This window comes from Enterobacter sp. 200527-13 (genome assembly GCF_027924865.1).
GTDB classification, from domain to species: Bacteria; Pseudomonadota; Gammaproteobacteria; order Enterobacterales; family Enterobacteriaceae; genus Enterobacter; species Enterobacter ludwigii.
This window is the reverse complement of the sequence record NZ_BSCM01000001.1, coordinates 1,161,724-1,187,420: the sequence shown is the minus strand read 5'-3', so window position 1 is coordinate 1,187,420 and position 25,697 is coordinate 1,161,724. Positions and strand designations below refer to the sequence as shown.

26 protein-coding genes are annotated in these 25,697 nt (G+C 52.7%); 9 read left to right on the top strand and 17 right to left on the bottom strand.

The features are described 5' to 3' along the window. Positions 1-4: 4 nt before the first annotated feature. The 3 genes from QMG44_RS05625 (at position 5) to lpp (ending at position 3,487) form a co-directional block, all read left to right on the top strand. Positions 5-1,150, top strand: coding sequence for a PLP-dependent aspartate aminotransferase family protein (locus QMG44_RS05625; RefSeq protein WP_063214535.1), 1,146 nt, complete (start codon positions 5-7; stop codon positions 1,148-1,150). Between the two features lie 377 nt (positions 1,151-1,527). Continuing rightward, positions 1,528-2,940, top strand: coding sequence for a pyruvate kinase PykF (pykF, locus tag QMG44_RS05620; protein WP_014169744.1), 1,413 nt, complete (start codon positions 1,528-1,530; stop codon positions 2,938-2,940). A 310-nt stretch (positions 2,941-3,250) separates the two neighbouring features. Beyond that, a complete protein-coding gene (gene lpp / locus QMG44_RS05615; protein ID WP_001082307.1) occupies positions 3,251-3,487 on the top strand; it encodes a murein lipoprotein Lpp in 237 nt (78 codons plus the stop codon). A gap of 60 nt (positions 3,488-3,547) precedes the next feature. Here lpp and QMG44_RS05610 read toward each other — a convergent pair whose 3' ends face one another. From QMG44_RS05610 to QMG44_RS05570, 9 genes are all read right to left on the bottom strand, one after another. Then, positions 3,548-4,561: a L,D-transpeptidase family protein gene (locus tag QMG44_RS05610; protein ID WP_086532636.1), complete on the bottom strand. Its 1,014-nt coding sequence runs from the start codon at positions 4,559-4,561 to the stop codon at positions 3,548-3,550. A 97-nt stretch (positions 4,562-4,658) separates the two neighbouring features. Further along, on the bottom strand, positions 4,659-5,075 hold the full coding sequence (sufE, locus tag QMG44_RS05605) for a cysteine desulfuration protein SufE (RefSeq protein ID WP_025204370.1): 417 nt from the start codon (positions 5,073-5,075) through the stop codon (positions 4,659-4,661). A gap of 14 nt (positions 5,076-5,089) precedes the next feature. Beyond that, complete coding sequence (gene sufS, locus QMG44_RS05600) at positions 5,090-6,310, bottom strand: cysteine desulfurase SufS (protein ID WP_073396626.1); 1,221 nt, start codon at positions 6,308-6,310, stop codon at positions 5,090-5,092. Beyond that, positions 6,307-7,578 (bottom strand): Fe-S cluster assembly protein SufD, encoded by a 1,272-nt coding sequence (gene sufD, locus QMG44_RS05595; protein ID WP_063925053.1) that lies wholly within the window; start codon positions 7,576-7,578, stop codon positions 6,307-6,309. The genes sufS and sufD overlap by 4 nt, the downstream gene beginning before the upstream one ends. Further along, on the bottom strand, positions 7,553-8,299 hold the full coding sequence (gene sufC / locus QMG44_RS05590) for a Fe-S cluster assembly ATPase SufC (RefSeq protein WP_020884365.1): 747 nt from the start codon (positions 8,297-8,299) through the stop codon (positions 7,553-7,555). The genes sufD and sufC overlap by 26 nt, the downstream gene beginning before the upstream one ends. Before the next feature lie 9 nt (positions 8,300-8,308). Next, entirely contained in the window at positions 8,309-9,799 is a 1,491-nt protein-coding gene (gene sufB, locus QMG44_RS05585; RefSeq protein WP_020884366.1) for a Fe-S cluster assembly protein SufB, read from the bottom strand. Positions 9,800-9,807: 8 nt separating this feature from the next. Continuing rightward, a complete protein-coding gene (sufA, locus tag QMG44_RS05580; protein ID WP_008500631.1) occupies positions 9,808-10,176 on the bottom strand; it encodes a Fe-S cluster assembly scaffold SufA in 369 nt (122 codons plus the stop codon). A gap of 313 nt (positions 10,177-10,489) precedes the next feature. Next, entirely contained in the window at positions 10,490-11,218 is a 729-nt protein-coding gene (locus QMG44_RS05575; protein WP_020884367.1) for a MerR family transcriptional regulator, read from the bottom strand. A 188-nt stretch (positions 11,219-11,406) separates the two neighbouring features. Then, positions 11,407-12,627: a diguanylate phosphodiesterase gene (locus tag QMG44_RS05570; protein ID WP_025204373.1), complete on the bottom strand. Its 1,221-nt coding sequence runs from the start codon at positions 12,625-12,627 to the stop codon at positions 11,407-11,409. 341 nt (positions 12,628-12,968) lie between these two features. Here QMG44_RS05570 and ycgZ point away from each other — a divergent pair, with 341 nt between their 5' ends. The 4 genes from ycgZ to fdhF all read left to right on the top strand — a co-directional run bounded on the left by ycgZ (position 12,969) and on the right by fdhF (position 16,184). Further along, on the top strand, positions 12,969-13,208 hold the full coding sequence (gene ycgZ, locus QMG44_RS05565; protein ID WP_020884368.1) for a regulatory protein YcgZ: 240 nt from the start codon (positions 12,969-12,971) through the stop codon (positions 13,206-13,208). 4 nt (positions 13,209-13,212) lie between these two features. Continuing rightward, positions 13,213-13,533 carry a hypothetical protein gene (locus QMG44_RS05560; RefSeq protein WP_020884369.1) on the top strand — a complete coding sequence of 107 codons (321 nt, stop codon included), beginning with the start codon at positions 13,213-13,215 and terminating at the stop codon, positions 13,531-13,533. 29 nt (positions 13,534-13,562) lie between these two features. Further along, complete coding sequence (locus QMG44_RS05555) at positions 13,563-13,841, top strand: biofilm development regulator YmgB/AriR family protein (RefSeq protein WP_014169732.1); 279 nt, start codon at positions 13,563-13,565, stop codon at positions 13,839-13,841. 192 nt (positions 13,842-14,033) lie between these two features. After that, complete coding sequence (fdhF, locus tag QMG44_RS05550; protein WP_086532637.1) at positions 14,034-16,184, top strand: formate dehydrogenase subunit alpha; 2,151 nt, start codon at positions 14,034-14,036, stop codon at positions 16,182-16,184. Between the two features lie 37 nt (positions 16,185-16,221). Here fdhF and fliB read toward each other — a convergent pair whose 3' ends face one another. The 7 genes from fliB to QMG44_RS05515 form a co-directional block, all read right to left on the bottom strand. Beyond that, positions 16,222-17,439, bottom strand: coding sequence for a flagellin lysine-N-methylase (gene fliB, locus QMG44_RS05545; RefSeq protein WP_047357325.1), 1,218 nt, complete (start codon positions 17,437-17,439; stop codon positions 16,222-16,224). Positions 17,440-17,549: 110 nt separating this feature from the next. After that, a complete protein-coding gene (locus QMG44_RS05540) occupies positions 17,550-18,212 on the bottom strand; it encodes a LuxR C-terminal-related transcriptional regulator (protein ID WP_059305560.1) in 663 nt (220 codons plus the stop codon). 47 nt (positions 18,213-18,259) lie between these two features. Next, the gene (locus QMG44_RS05535) at positions 18,260-18,775 is read right to left on the bottom strand and encodes a fimbrial protein (RefSeq protein ID WP_086532638.1); all 516 of its coding nucleotides are present in this window, start codon (positions 18,773-18,775) and stop codon (positions 18,260-18,262) included. Between the two features lie 8 nt (positions 18,776-18,783). After that, positions 18,784-19,731, bottom strand: a complete 948-nt coding sequence (locus QMG44_RS05530; RefSeq protein WP_020884374.1) for a fimbrial protein — start codon at positions 19,729-19,731, stop codon at positions 18,784-18,786. A gap of 2 nt (positions 19,732-19,733) precedes the next feature. After that, positions 19,734-22,259 carry a fimbria/pilus outer membrane usher protein gene (locus QMG44_RS05525; RefSeq protein ID WP_086532639.1) on the bottom strand — a complete coding sequence of 842 codons (2,526 nt, stop codon included), beginning with the start codon at positions 22,257-22,259 and terminating at the stop codon, positions 19,734-19,736. A 44-nt stretch (positions 22,260-22,303) separates the two neighbouring features. Next, the gene (locus QMG44_RS05520; protein ID WP_020884376.1) at positions 22,304-22,981 is read right to left on the bottom strand and encodes a molecular chaperone; all 678 of its coding nucleotides are present in this window, start codon (positions 22,979-22,981) and stop codon (positions 22,304-22,306) included. 54 nt (positions 22,982-23,035) lie between these two features. Further along, the gene (locus QMG44_RS05515) at positions 23,036-23,566 is read right to left on the bottom strand and encodes a fimbrial protein (RefSeq protein ID WP_020884377.1); all 531 of its coding nucleotides are present in this window, start codon (positions 23,564-23,566) and stop codon (positions 23,036-23,038) included. 453 nt (positions 23,567-24,019) lie between these two features. Here QMG44_RS05515 and QMG44_RS05510 point away from each other — a divergent pair, with 453 nt between their 5' ends. Together QMG44_RS05510 and QMG44_RS05505 are read left to right on the top strand one after the other, a co-directional pair. Then, positions 24,020-24,679 (top strand): winged helix-turn-helix transcriptional regulator, encoded by a 660-nt coding sequence (locus tag QMG44_RS05510; RefSeq protein ID WP_025204381.1) that lies wholly within the window; start codon positions 24,020-24,022, stop codon positions 24,677-24,679. A gap of 67 nt (positions 24,680-24,746) precedes the next feature. Continuing rightward, positions 24,747-25,376, top strand: a complete 630-nt coding sequence (locus QMG44_RS05505; protein WP_086532640.1) for a winged helix-turn-helix transcriptional regulator — start codon at positions 24,747-24,749, stop codon at positions 25,374-25,376. Between the two features lie 50 nt (positions 25,377-25,426). Here the strand turns inward: QMG44_RS05505 and QMG44_RS05500 are convergent, their stop codons facing one another. Then, positions 25,427-25,621, bottom strand: coding sequence for a YdiH family protein (locus QMG44_RS05500; RefSeq protein ID WP_003857766.1), 195 nt, complete (start codon positions 25,619-25,621; stop codon positions 25,427-25,429). Positions 25,622-25,697: the final 76 nt, after the last annotated feature.

Sequence of the window (25,697 nt, the reverse complement as noted above, 5' to 3'; positions counted from 1 at the left end):
CATGATGAAAAATCTGGCAACCCTGAGCGTACACAGCGGTGAGTTTAACGATCGGCATGGCGCGGTCATGCCCCCGATTTACGCCACTTCCACGTTTGCGCAACCGTCGCCCGGCGAGCACACCGGCTATGAATATTCGCGCAGCGGCAACCCGACCCGCCATGCGCTGGAAACCGCCATCGCCGAACTGGAAGGCGGGACCCGCGGCTATGCCTTCGCTTCCGGCCTCGCCGCCATCTCTACCGTGCTTGAACTGCTGGATAAAGACAGCCATATCGTCGCCATTGACGATGTCTACGGCGGGACCTGGCGCCTGATTGAAAATGTGCGTAAACGTAGCACCGGCCTGCAGGTGAGCTGGGTCAAGCCGGACGATTTGGCCGGTCTTGAAGCCGCCATTCGGCCGGATACGCGGATGGTATGGGTTGAAACGCCAACCAATCCGTTGCTTAAACTGGCGGATCTGGCGGCTATCGCCGACATCGCCCGTCGTCATCACGTCATCAGCGTGGCCGATAATACCTTCGCGTCGCCCGTCATCCATCGCCCGCTGGAAACGGGTTTCGACATCGTCGTGCACTCTGCCACCAAATATCTGAATGGTCACTCGGACGTGGTCGCCGGACTGGCGGTTGTGGGAAATAACGCCGCGCTGGCGGACAAGCTTGCCTATCTGCAGAACGCGGTCGGCGGTGTACTGGATCCGTTTAGCAGCTTCCTGACGCTGCGCGGTATTCGTACGCTGTCGCTGCGGGTAGAAAAGCACAGCACCAACGCGCTGGCCATTGCGCAATGGCTGGAGCAACAGCCGCAGGTCGAAAAGGTATTTTATCCGGGGCTGGAATCACACCCGCAATATTCGCTTGCCCGCGCGCAGATGGCGCTGCCGGGCGGCATGATTTCTCTGGTGGTGAAAGGCGATGCGCAACGGGCCACAGAGGTGATCCGCGCACTGAAATTATTCACCCTCGCCGAAAGCCTGGGTGGCGTGGAAAGTCTGGTCAGCCAGCCTTACAGCATGACTCACGCTTCGATTCCGCTTGAACAGCGGCTGGCCAACGGCATAGTACCGCAGCTGATTCGCCTGTCCGTGGGCATTGAAGATGCCAAAGATCTGATTGCCGACCTCAGCCAGGCGCTGAAAAACTAAGCAAAACGCGGCAGGTCACGCACCTGCCGCGATAAGATGTCATCTAACCTTAACGCCTTGATAACAATCTCATGTGGATCTGCACAGATTATTTTTGAAACGCTGTTTTCATTTTCCTTTTATCTTAAAATCAGCGTATAATGCGCGCCTAATCCCTGGTGAATGGTTTCAGCGCTTGGAATACAAAAAACAACGTACAACTACTCCTCTCCTTCGTTGGGCTGTCACTCAGGCACACTTTCTTCTGCACGCTCATTTGATGTCTCCTATCCTTAGTGCGTGTCATATACTCTTTTGCAACACAGGTTTGACTCCGCGGCGGTGCGCCCCCGGAGCGAGATTTCCATATCCTTCCCAACTTAAAGACTAAGACTGTCATGAAAAAGACGAAAATTGTTTGTACTATCGGCCCGAAAACCGAATCTGAAGAGATGCTGAGCAAAATGCTGGACGCCGGCATGAACGTTATGCGTCTGAACTTCTCCCACGGTGACTATGCTGAACACGGTCAGCGTATCCAAAACTTGCGCAACGTGATGAGCAAGACCGGTAAAAAAGCAGCCATCCTGCTGGATACCAAAGGTCCAGAAATCCGCACCATCAAACTGGAAGGCGGTAACGACGTCTCTCTGAAAGCGGGCCAGACCTTCACCTTCACCACTGACAAGACTGTTGTCGGTAACAACGAAATCGTTGCGGTCACCTATGAAGGTTTCACCAGCGACCTGTCCGTTGGCAACACCGTGCTGGTAGACGATGGCCTGATCGGCATGGAAGTGACCGCCATCGAAGGTAACAAGGTTATCTGTAAAGTGCTGAACAACGGCGACCTGGGTGAAAACAAAGGCGTTAACCTGCCAGGCGTTTCCATCGCGCTGCCAGCCCTGGCTGAAAAAGACAAACAAGACCTGATCTTCGGTTGCGAGCAAGGCGTCGACTTCGTTGCGGCATCCTTCATCCGTAAACGTTCCGACGTGGTTGAAATCCGTGAGCACCTGAAAGCGCACGGCGGCGAGAAGATCCAGATCATCTCCAAAATCGAAAACCAGGAAGGCCTGAACAACTTCGACGAAATCCTCGAAGCATCAGACGGCATCATGGTTGCACGTGGTGACCTGGGTGTTGAAATCCCGGTTGAAGAAGTTATCTTCGCGCAGAAGATGATGATCGAGAAGTGTGTTCGCGCGCGTAAAGTGGTTATCACCGCAACGCAGATGCTGGATTCCATGATCAAAAACCCACGCCCAACCCGCGCAGAAGCTGGTGACGTGGCTAACGCCATCCTCGACGGTACCGATGCAGTCATGCTGTCCGGCGAATCCGCGAAAGGTAAATACCCGCTGGAAGCCGTTGGCATCATGGCGACCATTTGCGAACGTACTGACCGCGTGATGACCAGCCGTCTGGACTTCAACAATGACAGCCGCAAACTGCGTATTACCGAAGCAGTCTGCCGCGGTGCGGTAGAAACCGCTGAGAAACTGGAAGCGCCTCTGATTGTGGTTGCCACCCAGGGCGGTAAATCTGCTCGCGCAGTCCGTAAATACTTCCCGGACGCGACGATCCTGGCGCTGACCACCAACGAAACCACTGCCCGTCAGCTGGTGCTGAGCAAAGGCGTGGTTGCGCATCTGGTGAAAGAAATCGCGTCTACCGACGATTTCTACATTCAGGGTAAAGCGCTGGCGCTGGAAAGCGGCCTGGCACAGAAAGGCGACGTTGTGGTCATGGTTTCTGGTGCGCTGGTACCAAGCGGAACCACCAACACAGCATCTGTTCACGTGCTGTAATAATTCCCGAACGAATTAATTTTCATAAAAAGCGTCCTCCGGGACGCTTTTTTTATTTCATGTATTAGCCAAAGTCATTCAAAAAGCAAATCGGGTTTCTCTATTTAATTGCGAATTATCTAAGATGAATCCGATGAAAAATGCCTTTTTTTACAGAGCTTTTTGCCAAAAAAGGGCCGATTCGATGCTTCTTTGAGCGAACGATCAAAAATAGGCGTATTCCCATCAAAAAAATATTCTCAACCTAAAAAACTTTGTGTAATACTTGTAACGCTACATGGAGATTAACTCAATCTAGAGGGTATTAATAATGAATCGTACTAAACTGGTACTGGGCGCGGTAATCCTGGGTTCTACTCTGCTGGCTGGTTGCTCCAGCAACGCTAAAATCGATCAGCTGTCTTCTGACGTTCAGACTCTGAACGCTAAAGTTGACCAGCTGAGCAACGACGTGAACGCAATGCGTTCCGACGTTCAGGCTGCTAAAGACGACGCAGCTCGCGCTAACCAGCGTCTGGACAACCAGGCTACTAAATACCGTAAGTAATAGTACCTGTTAATAAAATGGCGCACATTGTGCGCCATTTTTTTTGTCTGCGTCAAACCCCTACTGCGTCACCTTCTCACCGTCATTTTCCGCGACCGCAGCGGATGTCCGACTGTTCTGTACTGACAACACGTTCTGACGCGCTGACGCGCCGTTATCGGCCGACACGGCTACCGGGATCCCCGCGCGGCGTGACAAGGCTTTATCGATAAGCGCTTTATCACTTCCTGACTGCGAGACAAACGTCGCAAAGTCTGCGGAATGCGAAATGGGTGTCATCTGGGGGTTTTCACCCTCAACCTGCGCCAGCGGACGATGCACTTCAATATAGCGTTTACCGTCAGGCTCGACGGAGAACTTCACCGGCTCATTAATGATTTGCACCCGCGTGCCGACCCGCACCTGCTCAAACAGCGCTTTGATATCCGGCGCGTTCATGCGCATACAGCCGGAGCTGACCCGCAGGCCGACGCTGTCCGGTGCGCTGGTGCCGTGGATCAGGTATTCCCCGTGACCCACGCCTAAACGCAATGCAAAGCGTCCTAGCGGGTTATTTGGCCCGGCCGGGACCACGGGCGGCAATTTAATGCCCTGCTCCAGAGAGCGCGCTCTGATGCCCGGTGTTGGGGTCCAGGTAGGATTAGGGATCTTCTGGCTGACCCGGGTGGTGGTGACCGGCGTTTCAAGTCCCAGTTGCCCAATGCCGAGCGGGAAAACCTGAACGATGTTTTCGCCCGGCGGGAAGTAGTAAAGCCGCAGCTCCGCCAGGTTCACGACAATCCCCTCACGGGGCGTGTCGGGCAACAGCATCTGCGAAGGGATCGTGATCACCGTCCCCGGCGCAGGGTTTACCGGCGCAATAGTATTATTGGCTTCAAGGATAAGCTGTGCTGCAGTATTAAACCGGCGAGCGATGGTCTGAAGTTTATTATCCCCTTCCTGTATCGTGTAGGTTTGATTTTGCCCAATCAGACGGCTGCCTGCGGGCGGCAACGGGTAATCCATCGCGCGGGCCGAATTAAGAGCACCGAGCGAACCCAGGAGTAATAGAGTTATTAGAGACGCGCGCTTCATGCTGAGATTCCTTATTCACTGGCCGGATGCCAGAAAGCTGAAAAACCAGCGAGGCGGGAACCACCTCGCGAAACAGAATGAATGCTGTTCTGTAAGTCTAGCTAAGGATTGCAGCTTTGGCGCGGATGGCGCGAATCATCGCTTCCAGCCCCTGGGAACGGGACGGGGTGAGGTGTTGGGTCAGGGCCATTTTTTCAAACCACGGGCGGACATCAAAAGCGACAATATCCTGCGCTGACATCTGGTGATAAAGAATAAATACCACCGCAATAAGCCCTTTCACAATAGCGGCATCGCTGTCGCCCTGTAATTCGATCACGCCGTCGCGCGTCTGCTCCATCACAATCCAGACCTGGCTCTGACAGCCCTGAATAATATTTTCCGGGTTGTGTGCCTCTTCGCTGAGCGGCGGTAAACGCTGGCCCAGTTCAATGATATAGAGGTACTTCTCTTCCCAGTTTGCGCAACGCCCGAAGTTACGCAGTAATTTTTCTTTATCCGGCAAATCTGCCATCTTTCGCCTCTCCGTTAGCCCAGCAACTGGTGAATGCGTTTAAGCCCCGCCACCAGCCTGTCGACCTCTTCCGTTGTGTTGTACATCACCAGCGATGCGCGGCACATCGCCGGCACCTGGTAAAACGCCATCAACGGCATAGCACAGTGGTGTCCGGTACGCACGGCCACGCCGTAATTATCGAGGAAACTGCCCACATCGTATGCATGGTGTTTACCGAGATTGAACGCAATTACCCCCTGGCGGTCCGCCGGGCCATACAGGGTCAGCGCCGGTACGCTGGCAAGCTCCTGCAGCGCGTAGTGCATCAGCAGGTGTTCGTACTCCTGAATCGCGTCAAGGCCAACAGACGTGACATAGGCGATGGCCGCCCCCAGCCCGATAATCCCGCCGGTATTCGGCGTGCCAGCTTCAAAGCGCCACGGTGCGCGTGCGTAGGTGGTCCCCTCTGAGAGACTGACGGTCGCAATCATCGAGCCGCCCCCTTCCCACGGTGGCATCGCCTGCAGAATATCTTCTTTCACGTACAGCACGCCAATCCCGGTCGGCCCATAGAGCTTGTGCCCGGAGAAGACGTAGAAATCGCAGTCCAGCGCCTGGACGTCGACCGCGTGGTGCATGACCGCCTGCGCACCATCAATCAGCACCTTCGCGCCGGCCTGGTGGGCTTTCTCAATAATCGCTGCCACCGGGTTCTCGGTTCCCAGCACGTTAGAAACCTGGGTCACAGCCACCAGCCGCGTACGCGCATCCAGCAACGCGTCAAGTTGCTCAAGCTGCAGGGTGCCATCAACGTTCAATGGGATCACCCTCAGTTGCGCACCGACACGCTCACAGAGCATCTGCCACGGCACGATATTGGCATGGTGCTCCATCTGCGTGATGATGATGTTATCCCCCGCGTGGACCTGTGCGTTGCCCCAGCTGTTGGCAACAAGGTTGATCCCCTCGGTGGTACCACGCACAAACACCAGTTCCTCTGGCGAGCGTGCATTGAGGAAAGCGGCGATTTGGGTACGCACATTTTCCATACGCTGGGTCGCCTCCGCACTCAGGGTGTGGATCCCCCGGTGCACGGCAGCATAACCGTGGCGGTAGAATTCCGCTTCCGCGTCGATCACCTGATTCGGTTTCTGCGCGCTGGCCGCACTGTCCAGATACGCCAGGGGCAGACCGTTCACTTCACGGGTCAGAACCGGAAAATCTGCCCGTACTTTCTCTACGGGAAAACTCATGCTTCGCCTCCAGGCAGACGCTGCCCGATACGGGCCAACACCTGCTGTTTTAACAGGCCATCGTGCAGCGCTTCCGTCAGTTCAGCGGCAAACGCATAGATAATCATTTGCTGCGCCGCCTGCTGGTCGATACCGCGGGAGCGTAAATAGAACATCTGTTCGTCATCAATTCGCCCGACCGTCGCGCCATGGCTGCACTTCACGTCATCAGCATAGATTTCAAGCTGTGGTTTGGTGTCCACTTCCGCCAGGCGTCCTAACAGCAGGTTGTTGTTGGTCATCTGCCCGTCGGTTTTAATCGCGTGCTGCGCCACGTTAATCAGGCCGTTAAACACCGCCCGCCCTTTGTCGCTGACAATGGTTTTGTGCAGCTGGCGACTGTTACAGTAGCCTTTGTTGTGCTCAAGCCAGGTGCGTGTATCGCACACTTGCGTTTTAACCGGCATCGCCAGGCTGTTGATGCGAAGCGTTGTATTCTCGCCGTTAAGCTGCGTGCTGGTGTTGTGGCGCAGTACCGCGCCGCCCAGCAAAAAGCTGTGGCTGTATGCCGCGGCATCTTGTCCAAGCAGCATGTCGTTATGCGCAAAGTGGTGGCTCTGCGGGTTTTCAAACGCCAGTTTGATATGGTGAAGTTGGGCATTGGCGGCAACATGCATTGTCAAACGCGCCCCGGTAAAGTGCCGGGCCTCGTTGAGGCTGACGTAATGCTCAATCACCGTAGCCTCCGCCCCTTCCGCCAGCTCAAGATGGTGGCGGTAGTGAGCAGTGTTGATCTCGTCGCCGTCTGCTCCCTGAGTGATGTGCATCAGCAGCAGTGGTTTTACCGGACGCTGGTTACGCTTAACGCGAATATGCGTCACACTCCGCGCCAGGCTCTCGGTGAGATGCAGGAAGACCTCGGGCTGTACCGGGGCGCTCAGGCTCTGACGATCATCGTTAATGGCAATCTCAAATCCACAGTCCTGGGTGCTGTCACTCAGCTCAGGGCGGAACTGACCATCGACGAAGACCAGACGCACGGCATCCACGGTCAATGCCAGGGCATCGCGCTGCGCCGGGCTGATGTCTGCCAGGCGGGTGACAAACTCGCCGTTCAGCAGGCCATCAAGCGGCGTGTATTTCCAGTTCTCCTGCTTGCGTGACGGCAAACCGAGACGCAGCATCTGCTGCAGGTGCTGTTGCGCCTGTTCCGAGCGCGTATTGCCCTGCGCTTCAAACAGACGGTGCCACTGCTGGAGCGCATTACTGCTGTTCGGTAAGCCAGCCATAACCCTGCTCCTCCAGTTGTTTAACCAGCGTGAAATCACCGGATTTCACAATACGCCCCTGGTAAAGCACATGGACGTAATCCGGCTTGATGTAATCCAGAATACGCTGGTAGTGAGTGACGATGATGAACGCGCGTTTGCCGTCGCGCAGGGAGTTCACCCCGTCGGCGACAATCTTCAGGGCATCGATATCCAGACCGGAGTCGGTTTCATCCAGAATGCACAGTTCAGGCTCAAGGACCGCCATCTGCAGAATGTCGTTACGCTTTTTCTCACCGCCTGAAAAACCGACGTTGACCGAGCGGGTCAGCAGGTCTTCCGGCATTTTCAGCAGCTTAATCTTCTCTTCCATCAGGTCCTGGAAATCAAAGCGGTCCAGCGCTTCCAGTCCGCGATATTTACGTACCGCGTTCAGCGCCGTTTGCAGAAAGAACTGGTTACTCACCCCCGGGATCTCCACCGGGTACTGGAAGGCCATAAAGATACCTTCACCGGCCCGCTCTTCCACCGACATCTCCAGCAAATCTTTGCCGTTAAACTCGACCGACCCGTGGGTCACTTCGTAATCTTCGCGTCCTGCCAGCGTCGCGGAGAGCGTACTTTTCCCGGAGCCATTGGGCCCCATAATGGCGTGGACTTCACCCGGTTTGACGTCAAAATTGAGACCACGCAGGATCTCTTTGTCTTCCACGCTAACCTGTAAATCTTTAATACTTAACATGTGCTTTCCTTAACCGACGCTGTGTTCAAGACTAATGGCGAGGAGTTTCTGGGCTTCAACGGCAAATTCCAGCGGCAGTTCAGAGAACACATCCTTACAGAAGCCGTTCACAATCATTGAGATGGCATCTTCCTCACTGATCCCGCGCTGCAGGCAGTAGAAGAGCTGATCTTCCCCAATACGTGACGTCGTCGCCTCGTGCTCAAGCTGGGCGGTATTGTTACGGCATTCAACGTACGGGAAGGTGTGTGCCCCGCAGTCTGCCCCAATTAACATTGAGTCACACTGGGTAAAGTTTCGGGCATTGGTGGCCGTCGGCATGATTTTGACCAGCCCACGATAGCTGTTCTGACTGTGCCCGGCGGAGATGCCTTTGGAAATAATGGTCGACCGGGTGTTTTTACCGATGTGGATCATCTTGGTACCCGTATCTGCCTGCTGATGGCCGCTGGTCAGCGCCACGGAGTAGAACTCACCGATCGAGTTATCCCCACGCAGAATACAGCTCGGGTATTTCCAGGTGATCGCAGAGCCGGTTTCCGACTGGGTCCAGGACATTTTGCTGTTTTCGCCTTCGCACAGCGCACGCTTGGTCACGAAGTTCAGAATACCGCCGGTGTTGCCATCGCCCGGGAACCAGTTCTGCACCGTGGAGTATTTTACCTCGGCATCTTTATGGATGATGACTTCAACCACCGCAGCGTGAAGCTGGTAGCTGTCACGGACCGGTGCGGAGCACCCTTCAATGTAACTGACGTAGCTGCCTTCATCGGCCACCAGAATGGTGCGTTCGAACTGACCGGTTTTTTCCGCGTTGATGCGGAAATAGGTCGACAACTCCATCGGGCAGCGAACGCCTTTTGGCACGTAGATAAAGGTGCCATCAGATGCTACCGCCGCATTAAGCGCGGCAAAAAAGTTATCGTTACTCGGCACCACGGTGCCGATGTACTTTTTCACCAGCTCAGGGTGCTCGTGAATCGCTTCGCCGAAGGAGCAGAAAATAATCCCCTGCTCTGCCAGTTTTTCACGGTAGGTTGTCGCCACTGAGACGGAGTCAAAAATGGCGTCCACCGCCACCTCTTTCCCTTCGCGAACGGGCACACCCAGCTGGTTAAACGCCTCTTCCACTTCTTTGCTCAGGAAGCTGTTGTCCGCACCGGTTTGCTGCACCGCGCCAGGCTGTGAGGCGCAGGTGTCGTCGCAACTCCCGCAGGATGGCGCAGAGTAGTAGCTGTAATCCTGATAGTTCAGCTTGTCATAATGCGCTTTCAGCCAGTGAGGTTCTTCCATTTCCAGCCAGGCCCGGAAGGCGCTCAGACGAAACTCCAGCATCCACTCAGGTTCATTACGCTTGGCCGAGATCGCCCGGACGACATCTTCATTGATGCCTTTCGCCAGTTCATCGGTCTGCAGCTGGGTAAAGAACCCCTCTTTATAATTGAGGTGGCCGCCACTCCAGGTGTTAACATCACTCGTTGCTTCAGTATTACGAGACATAGTACCGCCTATACCCCAAAGCTTTCGCCGCACCCACATTCGTTCTGGGCTTTCGGGTTATGAAATTTGAATAACTGGTTTAAACCTTCACGTACGTAGTCCACTTCCGTGCCGTCAATAAACGGCATGGCCTGCAGGGCGACATACAATTTTGCGCCGTCAGTTTCGAATACCAGATCATCCTTCTCGGGTTCTGTGACGGTATCGAGCACGTAACCGAATCCTGCGCAGCCGGTCTGTTTCACCCCCAGGCGCACGCCGAGGATCTCTGGCTTTTTCGCCACCAGTTCGTGAATATGTGCCGCCGCCGCTGGCGTGAGCGTTAAGCCACGCCAGGCGAAGTCGGCAGGATTGAAGGTTTCTGAATGCAGTTCCATAGGTCCACCTCATCTAATAAGCCCCAGGGCATAACACCATGTTAGTGATAACGATTATCACTTCAACCCTCTGTCAGCAGGGGCATTGGGCTAAATCGCCCTTTTTGCATACTTTTATTAAGCATAGACCCTGTCAGCGGATGCGGGCGGGATGGATTTAATTGTTCAATACTTTGAAAAATAATGGGTTATCGAATCAGAAAAGCGGAGTAAAGGGGAAAAATAAAATATGCATCGGAAATGCCTATTTTTAAGATAGATTTTATCCAGGGGAACGACGAGCAAAAAAAAAGGCCTTCAAGGCCTGCGGAAATTAATGATGAAAGGAGACAACAAAACCCTGTTCACGCCAGTGGTCAAGCAGTTCCTGCTGACGCGGCGTCGGCGCTTTACCGGTCCAGACGAAAATTCTTTGCCCAGGGAAAAGCTCCGGACGAGGGGAATCAATCGGGTCGGCCAGCACGTCAATATGCCACCCCTTCTGTGCCAGACGCGCAGCCTCAAGCCACAGGTGGGTGCGGTCATCGCACTCCCAGCCAATAAGCAGAGCATCTTTACCGGCTTTCTTACGTGACTCCGCCAGGCTTGCGACAGCAAATTCTATCAGCACACCGTCAAGCAGGCTCGCCATATGACGCACCGTATTTTGATCCTGATTCATTCGCTGACGAACGGGAGAAATAATATTATCGATAAGCGCATCCATCGCGTGATCGCGGCGGAATTCGCCTATTTTGGCGCGCAGCTTTGCCGGGCTGGCATAACGCAAAACCGTCATCATCTCTTCCTGGATTGATGCCCAGTTACCCTGAGTCATCACTTCTTTGTTTTCCAGCAAGCCTTTGACTTTGCCGACCGAAACGCCGCTTTTCATCAGGCGTTTGATCTCTTCAATACGCAGGATATCTTCATCGTCAAACTGACGATGGCCCCCTTCGCTTCGCTGCGGCTTCAACAATCCATAACGGCGCTGCCAGGCACGCAGCGTAACGGGGTTGATACCGCATCGTTCGGCCACTTCGCCGATACTGTAATAGGCCATTAACTCCCTCACGCTTAGAACTTCCATACCCAACCAGACCAACCTTATCAGATTGTACAAACCATTTGTATAACTAAGGCCTCTTTTTGAGCGGGTGAAGGGTATACAAGTTCCTTCACCCGTTAATGTATTGTTGTACAAATTTTGCCGCGCGTACAGTCAAGCTTGCAGGTTTATGTACAGCTTTCTCAAAATTCAAACTTCTTCTCTGGCCACGCGATCGCCGGAATTCCCCCGTGACGCGGGCTGGCAAACAGGTGCCCCTGGAACTGGGAAATGCCTGCAGACTCCAGCCACATCCACTCTTCAGGCTTCTCAACGCCGACGGCACAGAACTGGATCTCCAGCGAGGAACAGCAGGTGATAATCGCCTGAATGATGGCCTGCCGCGGGCCGCTTTTGTGCACATTCGCGACCAGATCGCGGTTAATCTTAATTCTGTCAGGCTGGAATTGCGCCAGTAACTGCAGACCGGCAAAACCGGCACCAAAGTGATCGATGGTTACGCTGATACCGGCACTTTTTAGCTGCCTGACCGAATGGGTAAACTCTTCAAAACGGGAAATCGCTTCGCTCTCGGTGAATTCCACCACAATCTGCTCCGGCACAAAGCCATTCGCGTCAATGGCCGTCAGCAGGAAATCCACGGCGCCAGGCACGTTGACCAGCGTCATGGGCAGCAGGTTAATGGATAATGTCTGATCCTGTAATCCTAGTGCGCTCGCCATGGAGAGCGCAACCTGCTTGCTTTTCAAATCAGAGGCGTACACCTCTTCACGAGGAATTTGGGCAAAATAGGCCCCGGGCGATTCACCGGTGGGCGTGCGGATCAAGGCCTCCCAGGAGACGACCTGCTGCATAAACGGATCCACGATAGGCTGGAACGCAAAGCTGCAATCCGCGCCTTTAGCCACCACCTCCGGTTGCGCCGATAAAGGCGTCTCTTCCGGGATAAAATCCCAGGCATCTGCAGGCGGCAGTTCAAAATAGTTGGCTTTCTCCGTGGCCTCCACGAAGGTGCGGAAAAACTGCAGGGCGCGATCGCTATATGTCAGTTGATACCTGCTGGTGCCTTTGTCGAGAACCTGCTGAAGCACCTCTTCCCTGTCGAACTGACGCAAGTCAAAAAGCTCCATGCCAACCTTGCCGAAGCGTCGGGAGGGGCCGTGATCGCGCATCAGCTCCACCACGTTATGGTGGCGCGTGTCCTGGCAAATCTGCTCGTAAATGGATGAAACGTTTTCCGCTGGGCCTTCGAGCAACTGAAAAAAATGCGTGCCGTTAAACAGCAAGATCCCCGTGACATTGGATTGCCGGTTTTTACTATTTGCAGCAGCTACCATGTTTTCCAGCGCTTTCACTGGAACGTCCTCGCAGATATGACTGCGGTATATGATGGTTGTAAGCATGCTTATCCTGAAGGGGGTTAGGGGTTGGCCACAAAAACACGTCGGTAAACATCTGTTATAGCATATTAATTACGTGACAAATAATTTACATCTCAACCATTTACGTCACCTAACGCATCCGTTTCCTGCGTTGTACAACTTATCCATCACCGTGCGTATTGTACAATATATTCTGTAACGAAAACGCTTCATTTTTATGACTCAACCACCTGATAAACATAGAATTTATAAAATATATCACAATTATTTTAAAAAATTGTACATTTTCTATGTACAGATTTGGAAATTGTGTATACCTTAAATGTAACGTTAGTGATTACATTTTTTTACAGGAGCGAAACATGCAGCAGAAGGATTATGTCGCAGATTCAGCAGCAGCGATCGCGCACTACTTCGAGAAGGCCGCGCTTCCTACCCAACAGGAGACGCTCGGTCAGGTCGTGGTTGAGATTCTAAGCGACGGGCGAAATCTGAATCGCAAATCGCTCTGTACCAAACTCTTAAGCCGCCTCGAAAAGGCCGATGGGCCTGAAGAGGAACAGCATTACCACATGCTGCTTGGTCTGCTTTTCGAACGGTAATGTTATGAACAGCAGTGATGCAGACCGACTGATTGACCAGCTTATCGGTGAAGCCGTTCTTTCGCTTTTGAAAGAGCGAGGCCCCGTCACAACCGAAGCTCTGGTTCAGCGTCTGCGGGATATGAAAGCGCATGAAAAGGATCCCCAGCGGCGGGAGACACTTGCGATGGTGATTGCCGACATCGGTTCAAACAACATCGCCCTGAAACGTCGCAGAACCGCGCAAGGACGAACCGATAGAGAGGGATCTCTCAACGTTAAAAGAGACAATGTAGTGCCGTTATTTGGAAATGGAAAACCGTCCGATCCCAGAAAAATACATTGACTGCAATTTTACAGCTACGGTGAGAACAAATGAGACAAAATATTCAGCTTCAACCCGAATACCATTCCGCTTTTTTAGAAAGCGCGCTGTCGGAATATTTCCGTCACGCAGGCGATCGTTTTGCTGAAGAGTCCGCTGTTTTTTCTACTGCAGTACGCTGTGTTCTGGCTTCTGAAGGACACCTGTCCAACAAAGCGATCATTTTGTGGCTGATCCAGACGCTGGAATCCACAAACGACGTTGTGCAGGCAGATGTCATTCGTAAGACCCTGGAAATCGTTGTGGGTCACACCATGGACGATCTCTAAAAACCCTCCCCTCTGTGAATACTAACGTGTCATCGTCAAAACTGACGATCGGGCTGACGATGACACGTTCCCTCCTCGTATAACACCCTGTAAAACCTACAAAGTAAATGTGGCATGGTTCCTGCTTACTCCCGTTTACGGGACTGGGCTACCCAGTCAACTTTGCTTCATTTCTTAACAGGTCTGTTATTGATGAAAAAAATCGCCAGCGTCTGCCCCTACTGTGGTGCAGGCTGCAAATTAAACCTTGTCGTCGAAAATAACCGTATCCTCCGTGCCGAAGCGGCCGAAGGCGTAACAAACCAGGGCACCCTGTGCCTGAAAGGCTTTTATGGCTGGGACTTCCTGAACGATACGCGTCTGCTTACCCCCCGTCTGACTCAGCCCATGATCCGCTACCACAAGGGAGAGGCTTTTACCCCCGTCACCTGGGAAGAGGCTATCCGCTATACCGCCCATAAACTCAGGGGCATAAAAGAGCAGTATGGCCCACGGTCCATCATGACCACCGGTTCCTCCCGGGGAACAGGGAATGAAACGAACTATGTGATGCAAAAATTTGCCCGTGCGGTGCTGAATACCAACAACGTGGACTGCTGCGCGCGCGTCTGTCACGGCCCTTCTGTTGCCGGGTTACAGGAAACCCTCGGCAACGGTGCAATGAGCAATTCCATTAACGATATTGAAAACTCAAAATGCCTGCTGGTGTTTGGCTATAACTGCGCCGATTCGCACCCCATCGTCGCCCGCCGGGTCTTAAAAGCGCGCGAAAATGGCGCGAAAATCATCGTCTGCGATCCCCGTCGCATTGAAACCGCACGCATTGCCGACCAGCACCTGCAGCTGAAAAACGGCAGCAACATGGCGCTGGTCAATGCGTTTGGCTATGTCCTTCTGGAAGAGGAGCTGTACGACAAAAACTACGTCGCGCGCTTTACCGAAGGGCTTGACGCTTATCGGGAAACGGTCAAAGACTACGCGCCCGAAAACGTCGAACATCTCACCGGCATTCCAGCCCGGGATGTGCGTCAGGCGATGCGGACGTTCGCGGCTGCGCCTTCCGCCACCGTCATGTGGGGCATGGGCGTAACGCAGTTTGGTCAGGCTGTAGACGTGGTCAAAGGTCTCTCCAGCCTGGCACTGCTGACCGGAAATCTTGGTCGACCTGCTGTCGGCGTTGGGCCAGTACGTGGTCAAAACAACGTTCAGGGCGCGTGTGATATGGGCGTTCTGCCCAATATGTTCCCGGGGTATCAGGACGTTACGGACCCGGCGGTCCGGCAGAAATTCGCCACTGCCTGGGGAATCGATGTCGGGATTATGGACAAAGAGGTTGGAACGCGTATCACCGAAGTCCCTCACCTTGCGCTGGAAGGCAAGGTAAAAGCCTATTACATCATGGGCGAGGATCCGCTGCAGACTGAAGCCGATCTGGGGCTGGTGCGCCGCGGTTTTGAAGCACTCGATTTTGTGGTGGTTCAGGACATCTTTATGACGAAAACGGCGGAAGTGGCGGATGTTCTGTTACCTGCCACATCGTGGGGAGAACACGGGGGCGTCTTTACCTGTGCCGACCGTGGTTTCCAGCGTTTCGGTAAAGCCATTGAGGCCAGCGGCAACGTGAAACGAGACTGGGAGATCATCAGCCTGCTTGCTACCGAAATGGGCTATCCGATGCATTACACATCCAACCAGCAGATCTGGGACGAGATGCGCGAGCTCTGTCCGCTGTTCTATGGCGTGACATACGAAAAAATGGGTGAAATGGGCCATGTGCAATGGCCGTGTCCAACGCTCGATCACCCGGGGACGCCGTATCTCTATAAAGATAACCAGTTCGATACGCCGAGCGGCAAAGGCCAGCTTTTTGCGTCTGCCTGGCGCGCGCCTGCCGAGATCCCGGACGAAACGTATCCGCTGGTGCTCTGCACCGTGCGCGAGGTCGGCCACTACTCCTGCCGTTCAATGACCGGCAATTGCGCCGCGCTGCAAAGCCTTGCCGACGAGCCAGGCCGTGTACAAATGAACCCCCTTGATGCGGACAACCTGGGCATTAAAGACGGACAGCTGGTGTGGGTGCATTCCCGTCGGGGTAAAGTCATTACCCGTGCCAGCATCAGCGAGCGCATCAACGCCGGCGCGGTTTATATGACCTACCAGTGGTGGATTGGTGCCTGTAACGAACTGACGCAGGATAACCTTGACCCGGTCTCCAAAACGCCAGAAACCAAGTATTGTGCGGTTAAGCTTGAGGCAATTGAAGATCAACGCTGGGCGGAAGACTTTGCGGCGTCGTCTTATCAGACCATGAAGACGCGGTTAATCACGGCGGTGAACGTCTGAGGAAAAAGAGGCTCGCCACGGCGAGCCTCTTTATACGTTAGCCAATGAGCAGCAGGCACGAGAGGTCGTCCCCACCGTTAATCTTATCGATAGCAAAATCCATACGGGCATCAATGGTCTGATTGTGCAGGGTCTTTTCTGAGAAGCTGGCGATGGTTTTCATGACCATCTGCTGGTCCAGTTGTTCATCCATTGATTTGACGCTCAGGAAAACTTTCAGGTAGAAAAAGTCCAGAACGATGCGATAAAACTGACGCATAATGGTGGCGGTATTCTTACCCGGGAAATAACCGCTGTAGAGTTTGTACAACAGATAGTTGCGTAATACGTACGGCTCTGACAGACAGGATTCCTGGCAAAGTTTCCCCCACTGCTGGTTAATCGCGTCGAATTTCTGCGCCAGCCTGGCGGGATCGCTGTCATGGCTGAAATTCAAAAAGTCAGCAATTTGCCGATGCCCTTCGTTGATATACCCATCCCGTGCAGAATCTCGCGCCACGTTCGTGCCGAGGATCGACAACGCCAGGTATTTCATCGCATTTGATCGCCCGACATTGCTTTCAGAGAGCAGCGATTTACCGCTCTGCAACGCTTCCAGCAAGGCTTCGTAAAAGCGTTCAACCTGCTCATACTGATTGTGCAAATCGAAGTTCACATGCTGTAAGGTCAGGATCAACTGAGCCAGCGCCATCAAATTTTCTTCAACATTCCTCGCTGGCGACTGGATTATTTTCCACGCAAGGAGATGAATGACCTGGCTGCTTTGAGGCATAGACTGGCGCTGACCAATCAGATTGGTTTTATAAACGGCCAGCAGTTCATCCTGCTCCTGCAATAACATCGCATCGGGGTCGAAGAGAACCCGCCTGACCACTTCCGGACATGAAAGGGTCATGCTGTGGCGAGTTTCATCCAGATAGCGGGTTGAGCTTCGGGGATAAGTACTGCAGGTGTGCGATAAGGCACTTTCACCTAAATCACGGTGTACCATACAGAGCTTATTTTCATCGATAAACGGACACTCCCCTTTTTCATCCAGTTTAATACGGGAATAGTTTACTTTGCCTTTACGCTGCAGAATCAGATTGTCTTTGGCGATTGCAGCGATACCAGGATGCGTTGATGAAAGATATTTTTGATGTGTTTTTTTATCAATGGAAATTGTCCAGCCGCGGCAGCAGGAAATTAAACATTCCGGCCCCACACACTTGAACCTGGTCACAAAAATCGGTTTCAGGGTTTTATGAATTTGCATCGCTAATTAATCGTTATATAAAACGTAAAAATAACATGCTGCAGATGCAACTCTAAAGTTTCATAACCGAACATTTGTTTCCGTTATTCCTGTCATCAATAAAAGTGCCTTTACGCCTCCAGACAGGGGCGGTCCTGTAAACCCTGCCTCACAGAATCACGAAAAATATTGGGGGTGCCGTTTTTCTTCACCATCCTGTTGAGCAGCGCGATAAGTTCATAATCGCTTCTCAGGTTAAATTTTTGCATGATCATGTACTTGTGTGCAAAAACGGTCTTATAGCCGATCTGTAACGCGTCTGCCGTCTGCATAACGGATAAGCCTTTATACAGGTTCATGACGATGCGTATTTGCTGCGGTGATAATATCTTATGCTCGCAATCGAAACAGGACGTTTTCTGCAGCACATGCCCCTTCAACTGCGCTTTACGCCACGCGCACCCTACCGTCTCGCCAATCATGTCAAGAGAGGCCCTGCGGGAGATGAAAATAATATCCTGATAACAGGATTGCGACGCCGTAGACCGTTGCTCATCGTCAACCCAGCCGATCACAATGCCTTTTTGCCGTGACTGTAATTCCGGAAAACAGGTCAGGGTTTCCCCCTGGCATAAAGAGAGGACAATAATATCCGCCGTGCTGACGTTATGCGGCGTCATTTCATAATCAAAATGAATACAGTCATTAAAATTACGCCAAAAGAAATCCATAAAAAAATACTGCAGACCAGACTGAAATAACGAATCCGTCTCGCTAATTAAAATATTCAACATAGACCACACCGACGGGAAGCAAAAATGCGCGTGAAATCCCGCGCGACTTAATTGTATTGCAGCGTAATGACCACCACTGCGCTGAGGGTGCCGGGCGTCGCCCTGCCTCCGGTGGATATAACCGCAGCCTGCATCGCCATCTTCGCCGTCCGGTCTGAGGCGATATATTCCGTCATGCTGGAGCCGTTCCCTTTCAGTATGCCACTTCCGGCCTCGCGCATTGCTATCGCCACGTGGGTGGCCGTACCGCGGTTAATGTAATAGTCGGCGCCGGCAACAGGGTCGGGTGTACCTGTAAAGGTAGCGGTGACGCTACGCGTCCCCACCGGACATTGGGTAAATAACAGATCAAACGTAACCGGGTCTGAGGATGATCCTGGCGTCACCATATTACTCGCCTGGATATTGCCCAGATTAATATCGAGATTCGTATTGCCGTTATTAAACAGGCAGGGTGAGGCCACGATATTTCCGGTGACCCCGATATTTACGCTGTCTGCACATAGCGCTTTGCCGCACAGTAAACCCGACACAAGCAACGCCGTGGGAATTATTTTCATCATCTCACCGGTTATTGATAGGTTATCGTAAGCGTGGCTGACGCATTTGCCGAGCCTGATTCCACGGTGGTTAACGTCTGGTAATAACGCGCGGTTAACGGGAGCGTCTCCTGTCCTCCCGCAGACTGTTTTAATAACAGGCGACCGTTCATTACCAAAGGAGAGCCGTTATAAAGTAGCTGAACCCCTACCCCTTTTGCCGTACCGGCATTCCCCTGACCGGTTAATGCCATAACGCTGGTATTGGCGCTGTCCGGATTTTGCATACCGCTGAGTGACACACTGATATTGGTGCCGGCACTGCAGGTTAACCCCAGATTTTGCGTATTTTGGGCGCCGGATGGCGTGGTTCCAATAACGGAGCCAAACGATGAGGCCGGAATATCGCCTATCGGGAACGTCAACTGCGCCGTCGTTATCGTGCATGCCAGCGCATTAATTGTGCCGTCAGTTAACTGGACCGTCAGACCGTCACGATAAACACCGTCACTTCCCTGAAGCGCCACGGTTCCGATAACGCCCGGAGTTAAAGCGCCCGACGTTACCGGGCCGGTCACCACCAGCTCAACTTTTCCACCAAACCAATCCACATACGACGTCACCGCGTTATACGAAAACGTGTAAGCCGGGTTTTCAAAATAATTCCCCGAGGAAAAGCGAATACCAATACCGCTGACATTGGTGGCATAAACATGGTTACCGTAGCTGCTCAGGTTCCCATTGTTATATCGCATACTGAATCCCAGCATCAGCGGGTTAGAACATCCCGTTAAATAGGTTCCCGTTGATGAGGCGGCGCGAGAAAAAATAATGGTGCCCACGGGGGCATCACGCTGCACGTTAATCGTGCCCACAGATATCGTCGATATTTGCGGCGTGATGGTTGTACAGGTGCCGGCACGGGCGCTATTCCACCCGCTCAGTAAACAGAGCAGGATCAGAGATAAAGCAAATTTCATTTTTAACCTTCCTGGCGGCAAAGCGCGTTAACGTCGGTTATTCCGCCGTAGGTGGGTTGTGCAGGCAGGCTAAACTGTGCGCGGCACTGCTGACCGGGTTGATTTCCCCAGGTAGCCACGATTTCTCCCTGTCCGGGCAGTCCCGTTAAGTAGACCTGACCACGGTCGCCCACAATAAAGCTGCTGTTGCTGTCGCCTTTGAGCGTGACGACCGCACCAAACGGAACGGCATACTGCCCGTCGGACAGGGTCATTAGCACCCGGCGCCCGATTTTAGACACATAATCGGCTTCCACTATCGCCCCGCGGGTCGGTGTTACGGTGCGCGTATTAATCTCAAGTTCCACGTCATCCGGCATAGTTTCCGGCTCAAGAGTGATGTCGTTTTTTCGGTATACCGACAGATTGTTAACCACCGTATACCCGCGGTAATCCGTACGAACCCCGGGTTGATTGCGAATATCAACACCGTGTGTACCCGGCGCTTTCACCAGGATATTGGTTTCACCGAGCGGCTGCGAAAGCGTGATGCCGTCACGGTGAGCAATGACGCCCCCCTGCAACCCGTAATTCAGGCGCTCGCTGTGTTTGTCGTAGCTGTAGCCCGCGACAATTTCGCCATAGGTGCCTTTATAGTCGCCGTTCAGGTTGCCGGTATTTCCCGTGCCCTGTGTGCCATAACCTTGCTGCACGTTCCAGTTCAGGGCACTGTTTTCCAGAGACACGCCGTTCAGCCCGACCACGTGCGTCGTGCCGTTGTGCTTACTGGCGTTCATGCCATAGTTAGCCCAGGTACGCGGCAAGAATTTGTCCAACGGTACGCTGACGTTAAAGGCCAGCAACCGATCGTGGTCCGCGTTTTGTGCGCTCCCGCGTCCATTCTTGCTGTAGGTCCAGGTCAAACCGTAACTGACGTTGTTCCAGTCATTGTTGTAGCCCACGCTCCAGGAGGCCATCGCCTGACCAGAATTCCAGTAATCTTCGCGTGCGGCGCTGAGCGTCAGTGAACCCAGCGCGCCGCCCAGCGCCTGGCTCATGGTCAGTTCAGCACGGTTACGCCGCCGGTCCTGCAGAGCGCTGCTGTCGCCGTAGGAATCCAGCACGTCCTGCATCCCGTAATAGCCACGGGTTGAATATCGGTATCCCGCAATTGAAAAGTTTGTCCCGGTCTTCGCCATATTTTTGCTGTAACGCGCGCGCAAGGACTGACCGGATGTTTTGTCGGTGTTATTCGGCGTTGACCAGGCCTGGGTCACGTCGGCAGAGATCGCGCCGATATCCCCCATGTTTTTACCGATGCCAAACGCCACTGAACGGTATTTATCAGACCCCTGCATCCCACCGTAAAGGGTGATGCCGTGCTGAATCCCATAAATACCGGTGATTTGACCAAAAGACGTTTTCTCCACGCGGCTGTTGTAGGCGCGATACTGCCCGGCCGTCACCGCATACTTCAGTCGTCCTTCCCGCTGCAGGACCGGCAGCGAGGCATAAGGCAGCGTGAAATGCTGCTCACTCCCGTCAGCCTCTTTGATGGTCACATCCAGATCGCCTGCGCCGCCGGTGGGATACATGTCCGAGATTTCAAACGCGCCTGGCGCCACGTAGCTCTGATAAATTTGATAACCATTCTGGCGGACCACCACCTGCGCATTGGTTCGCGCGATGCCGCGGACCACGGGCGCATAACCTTTAAGAGAGTCCGGCAGCATGTCATCATCCGAGGCCAGCTGACCGCCGCGAAATGGCATACTGTCGAATACATCCGCCGGTGCGGTACTGTCCCCGATAATCAGCTGTGCTTTCAGCGGAATGACGGCGCGCTGCGCATAGGTATACACGTTGTCCCACCGATCCTCACCGGTGGAATCCCGTGACCAGGTGGTGTAATTACGTAAGCGCCACGGCCCGATATTGACCCCGGGGCGCAGGTTGGCGTACTGGCTATCATTCTGGCTGCCGCGAGTGTTCTTCGCCCACGCGTTTGCGCCGCTCAGACTGTAATTAAGCATGGCGGCATTAATCCCCTCATCCCACATCTCTGGCGGAACCGCGTCCCTGGCTGGCAGGTCGATGGCGGCCTGAGGAATGCTGATCACCAGCCGCTGTGCGCCAAACTGAAAATCGCTGCTGGCCTGCGGGATCGCCTGAAGGTTTGCGCATTCACCGTTGTTCGCCGCCAGCTGCGGGAAAAGCGTGGTTCTCACGCCCCACTGTTTTAACTGGTCAAGACTCAGGCACGGCCGGAGGACGTCATTGCCCTTTTCGTCTTTTACTGCAGTAAAGGTGATATCGCGGGTCGCCATTAGCTGGTCATCAAGAACAATATTGACGTGATAGGTGCCGGGTGCCTGCGATCCGGATTCAAATGCCGATAAATCGGTTCTCCCCCTTCCTGGATTATCAAGTTCAACCAGTTCGGCATTAAATGTCTCACCGGCAAAAAGCGCCTGCGATGAACCTGCAAGTATTAATCCGATCACTGTCGCCAGGGGTGCAGGTCGAGCCCGAAAATAGTGTATTGCCATCGCTTTTAACTCATTTATGACAGGCAATGCCCGCGTTTCACCGGTTATAAGGTTGCCTGATGCGCGCCCCCAGGGCTGCCGAAGTCATTAATCACTTTAAACGTCAATACACTGCCGCTGGCCCCCTGCGGTAACGTGAAACGGACTGAGCCACCGGGTAAGACATACGACACGTCATCGATTTTTTTACCCCCAAGGGTGATTTCATTAAAATTGATGACATACGCGGTCGGGTTATTAACCTGAAGTTCATTCCCGGTTCTGCGCCAGCGTAATTGACTGGCCTGTTCGTCAGGCGTGGACGCGTGCAGCTCAGCGGGCCGATAAATCAGTTTGATACGCGTTTTAACCGCAATTTGTAATGCGTTCATCTGCGTTGAGGCAGACGGAATCGCTTTAATATTCAGCCAAAATAAACTTTCCCGATCCTGAGGCAGTGCCCCCGTCATCACGATGCGCTCAACGTTTTTTTGCCCGCCATCCAGACGATACAAAGGCGGCGTAATAATAAAAGGCACCTTGCCTGACGCCCCTTCCTGCACGTCGATCCATGACTGAATTAAATACGGCGTACCATCAGGGTTATTCACACTGAGTGACGTTTCCTTTTTAGCGCCATCAAAAATAATGCGCGTACCACCAATAATGACGCCGGCATGAGCCGTTGACAGCATCAGAGATAACAACGCTGTTGCCAGTAAAGGGGTTCTGAAAAAATACATTCTGTTCCTCATAAAATTGGGGGCCGGGGCGGCCCCGACGTTCAGGCAAAAGAGCTAGTTATAAACCACCGAGAAGTTGGCGACAGAATTCGCCGGGCCTGCCGTGACGCTGGCCGTGGTCGAAATATACTGGGCATAGAAATTGAGCGTGTTGTCTGCGGAGCTGCTGAGCATGTAGGTGTAACCATTGCTGCCATGCAGAGGCAGGTCGGCTTTATCCGCGGTCATCAGGTTGATCGCCACGCCCGTTGCAGCCCCCGCCACGGAGGTGTCAATCGCCAGAAGATTGCTATTAGACGCATCCGGAGTACCGTCAAAGCGCACTTTGGCATTCGTGACCGAGACCGGACAGTTTTTCAAAATAATATCGAATTTCGTTGCCGCGGTTCTCGCCCCCGTCGCGGTAAACTCTGTTTTATAATAATCCCCAAGTACAACCACCTGGTTCTGCGATGCCACATCAACATCACAGGCAGAATCCAGAATATTTCCGTTAAAATTAACGGTACCTGCAGCGGCAAACGCATTGGCCATTGTCAGTACGGAACCTGCTGCGATCGTTGCCAGAAGAAGTGTTTTTTTCATCATGCTATATCCTGTATCACTTTATTTATTATTAACATTCAGACAAAAAGACGCGTCGGTTTTTTCACCCGCTTAATGTTTTGCCTTTTACAGACAGCAGCGAAAAAAAAATGAAATAACTTTATTTCATTAAACGTCTGAAGACGCATATGACTTGCTGTCGATGAAATAAAATTTATACAACTCCACTGACGTCGACAATCATTTTCGGAGTCTTTCCGTAGACCCGTAATTAACAAAAATAAAACATTGTAAATAAGGAATGCCTTATGCATATAACGGGCAGTCTATTAATAGACCGGAGTGTTAAGATCATTAAATTCAAAATGTTAGTCAGGATAATATTGAAAGTCTACTTTTAGACCTGTACTGCATATTCCCGTAGTCGCTGTTTTTTAAGATAATTCTCTACGCCGGTCACCCATGATCGCAATGAAAGCAGTGGAGCACCTTATGAACACGCGAATGACAGCGGTCCTCACCGATGTAAAATCTACCGTACTGGATTTAAAGCCGTATGCCCATATTGATAAGTTAATCAGTACTGTGCTGCCTTTTACGGAAAGGCATATTCTCGCGAAAGGCGAAATTATTCAGTATCACAATAATGATGTTCGCCTCTGTTTTTTGCTGTTACACGGCAGCGTTGCGCTGCATCGTCGTGGCGATGGTATTGTTTTAAACTCAGAGTCCTCACCTTTTATTCTGGGTGTCAGCAGCCAGTTCTCCTCTGAACATCTGTACGTCAGAGCGCTTGAAACCTCAGAAATAGCGCATGTCTCTCTGGATAATTTTAATAAGATCGTGGCGGAAAAAAACTTATGGGAACATTTTTCAAAGCTACTCATCTATACCGCCTCCCGGGTATACGAGCACTGCGCGCAAATATCGCAGATGTCAGCCTATGACATTATCCGGTTTCAGCTGGTCGAACTGATGCAGGAGCCAGATGCCGTACGGAAAAACATCACGGCAGCAGCGTATATCAAGAGTCGAACCTACCTTTCACGCAGTGGGATTATGCGTATTCTCGCGGAACTGCGTACCGGTAAGTACATCACGATGGAGCGTGGCGTGCTGCTGGAAATCCGTCATTTACCACGTAAATACTGATTGGCCTCGTGTTTACGATAAGGAGTAACGCTATAATCAGGGGGGTTATCGCTACGGGTTATAGGTTATGTCCTCTACTGAAAAAACGCATCGTGGTTCTCCTTACGCGCGAGAACTGATTTCATTCCTGCAACCCTACTGTACCACGCGCAATGTTGCTCCCGGCGAACAGCTGGATCTCCAGGTTAATGGCCAGAGCGTGTGCTATTTGATCCTCGAAGGCACCGTTGCTATCTACCGCAGAAGCGACAACATGATGCTCACCACCGCACGTAGCCCGGCGCTTTTTGGCCTCGCCAATCTGACAGACATCTACTTCAATGATTATCTTAAAACCGTGACCCCCTGCCTGACGGGTATGCTTACCACCGCTCAGGTGGAAGCCGTTATCAAAGAGAATGGGTTATGGGGGTTGTTGTCTAGGCACCTGATGTTTGTTTATAACCGGCTATACAATAATGTGATGCCTCAGGGCGCGCCCACGGCCTATGAGATGATTCGCCAGCAATTGATAAAGCTGATGGATGAAGATGAGAGTTATCGCAACGCCATCACCGCAGAGCGGTATATTCGCGAAAAAACCCAGCTGTCGCGCAGTGGGGTAATGCGTATTCTGGCGGATTTGAAAACAGGCGGGTTCATTGAGATAGAAGATGGCAGGCTCGTTAAAATCAATAAACTGCCTGCCCGGTACTGAACGTGAGAAACAAAAAAGACCGCTGACGCGGCCTTTTTTTACTGTCACGATCAATGGACGTGAACGCCCAACCGCCAGGCAAAGTAGATCTCTTCTTTAAGCTCATTTGAAGAGAGCGCCAGCAAATCTGTGAACTCCAGTTCAAGCTGTTTCAGCTTTTTCAGGTACTGCGCCGGAGACAGGTTGCTTTTATCACGACGTAAATATTCAATTGCCAGCTGTGTTGGGGTTATTTCAGTATCCATGATGTCCTCGCTTATGTACAAAACCTGACCAGTATATCATAAGAGGCTGGCTAGTTTTTGACCAAAGGCAAAACAT

Excerpts from the sequence above, each read along its gene's own strand:
- QMG44_RS05625 (WP_063214535.1), top strand. The coding sequence starts at position 5 with ATGAAAAATCTGGCAACCCTGAGCGTACACAGCGGTGAGTTTAACGAT.
- pykF (WP_014169744.1), top strand. The coding sequence starts at position 1,528 with ATGAAAAAGACGAAAATTGTTTGTACTATCGGCCCGAAAACCGAATCT.
- lpp (WP_001082307.1), top strand. The coding sequence starts at position 3,251 with ATGAATCGTACTAAACTGGTACTGGGCGCGGTAATCCTGGGTTCTACT.
- QMG44_RS05610 (WP_086532636.1), bottom strand. The coding sequence starts at position 4,561 with ATGAAGCGCGCGTCTCTAATAACTCTATTACTCCTGGGTTCGCTCGGT.
- sufE (WP_025204370.1), bottom strand. The coding sequence starts at position 5,075 with ATGGCAGATTTGCCGGATAAAGAAAAATTACTGCGTAACTTCGGGCGT.
- sufS (WP_073396626.1), bottom strand. The coding sequence starts at position 6,310 with ATGAGTTTTCCCGTAGAGAAAGTACGGGCAGATTTTCCGGTTCTGACC.
- sufD (WP_063925053.1), bottom strand. The coding sequence starts at position 7,578 with ATGGCTGGCTTACCGAACAGCAGTAATGCGCTCCAGCAGTGGCACCGT.
- sufC (WP_020884365.1), bottom strand. The coding sequence starts at position 8,299 with ATGTTAAGTATTAAAGATTTACAGGTTAGCGTGGAAGACAAAGAGATC.
- sufB (WP_020884366.1), bottom strand. The coding sequence starts at position 9,799 with ATGTCTCGTAATACTGAAGCAACGAGTGATGTTAACACCTGGAGTGGC.
- sufA (WP_008500631.1), bottom strand. The coding sequence starts at position 10,176 with ATGGAACTGCATTCAGAAACCTTCAATCCTGCCGACTTCGCCTGGCGT.
- QMG44_RS05575 (WP_020884367.1), bottom strand. The coding sequence starts at position 11,218 with ATGGCCTATTACAGTATCGGCGAAGTGGCCGAACGATGCGGTATCAAC.
- QMG44_RS05570 (WP_025204373.1), bottom strand. The coding sequence starts at position 12,627 with ATGCTTACAACCATCATATACCGCAGTCATATCTGCGAGGACGTTCCA.
- ycgZ (WP_020884368.1), top strand. The coding sequence starts at position 12,969 with ATGCAGCAGAAGGATTATGTCGCAGATTCAGCAGCAGCGATCGCGCAC.
- QMG44_RS05560 (WP_020884369.1), top strand. The coding sequence starts at position 13,213 with ATGAACAGCAGTGATGCAGACCGACTGATTGACCAGCTTATCGGTGAA.
- QMG44_RS05555 (WP_014169732.1), top strand. The coding sequence starts at position 13,563 with ATGAGACAAAATATTCAGCTTCAACCCGAATACCATTCCGCTTTTTTA.
- fdhF (WP_086532637.1), top strand. The coding sequence starts at position 14,034 with ATGAAAAAAATCGCCAGCGTCTGCCCCTACTGTGGTGCAGGCTGCAAA.
- fliB (WP_047357325.1), bottom strand. The coding sequence starts at position 17,439 with ATGCAAATTCATAAAACCCTGAAACCGATTTTTGTGACCAGGTTCAAG.
- QMG44_RS05540 (WP_059305560.1), bottom strand. The coding sequence starts at position 18,212 with ATGTTGAATATTTTAATTAGCGAGACGGATTCGTTATTTCAGTCTGGT.
- QMG44_RS05535 (WP_086532638.1), bottom strand. The coding sequence starts at position 18,775 with ATGATGAAAATAATTCCCACGGCGTTGCTTGTGTCGGGTTTACTGTGC.
- QMG44_RS05530 (WP_020884374.1), bottom strand. The coding sequence starts at position 19,731 with ATGAAATTTGCTTTATCTCTGATCCTGCTCTGTTTACTGAGCGGGTGG.
- QMG44_RS05525 (WP_086532639.1), bottom strand. The coding sequence starts at position 22,259 with ATGGCAATACACTATTTTCGGGCTCGACCTGCACCCCTGGCGACAGTG.
- QMG44_RS05520 (WP_020884376.1), bottom strand. The coding sequence starts at position 22,981 with ATGTATTTTTTCAGAACCCCTTTACTGGCAACAGCGTTGTTATCTCTG.
- QMG44_RS05515 (WP_020884377.1), bottom strand. The coding sequence starts at position 23,566 with ATGAAAAAAACACTTCTTCTGGCAACGATCGCAGCAGGTTCCGTACTG.
- QMG44_RS05510 (WP_025204381.1), top strand. The coding sequence starts at position 24,020 with ATGAACACGCGAATGACAGCGGTCCTCACCGATGTAAAATCTACCGTA.
- QMG44_RS05505 (WP_086532640.1), top strand. The coding sequence starts at position 24,747 with ATGTCCTCTACTGAAAAAACGCATCGTGGTTCTCCTTACGCGCGAGAA.
- QMG44_RS05500 (WP_003857766.1), bottom strand. The coding sequence starts at position 25,621 with ATGGATACTGAAATAACCCCAACACAGCTGGCAATTGAATATTTACGT.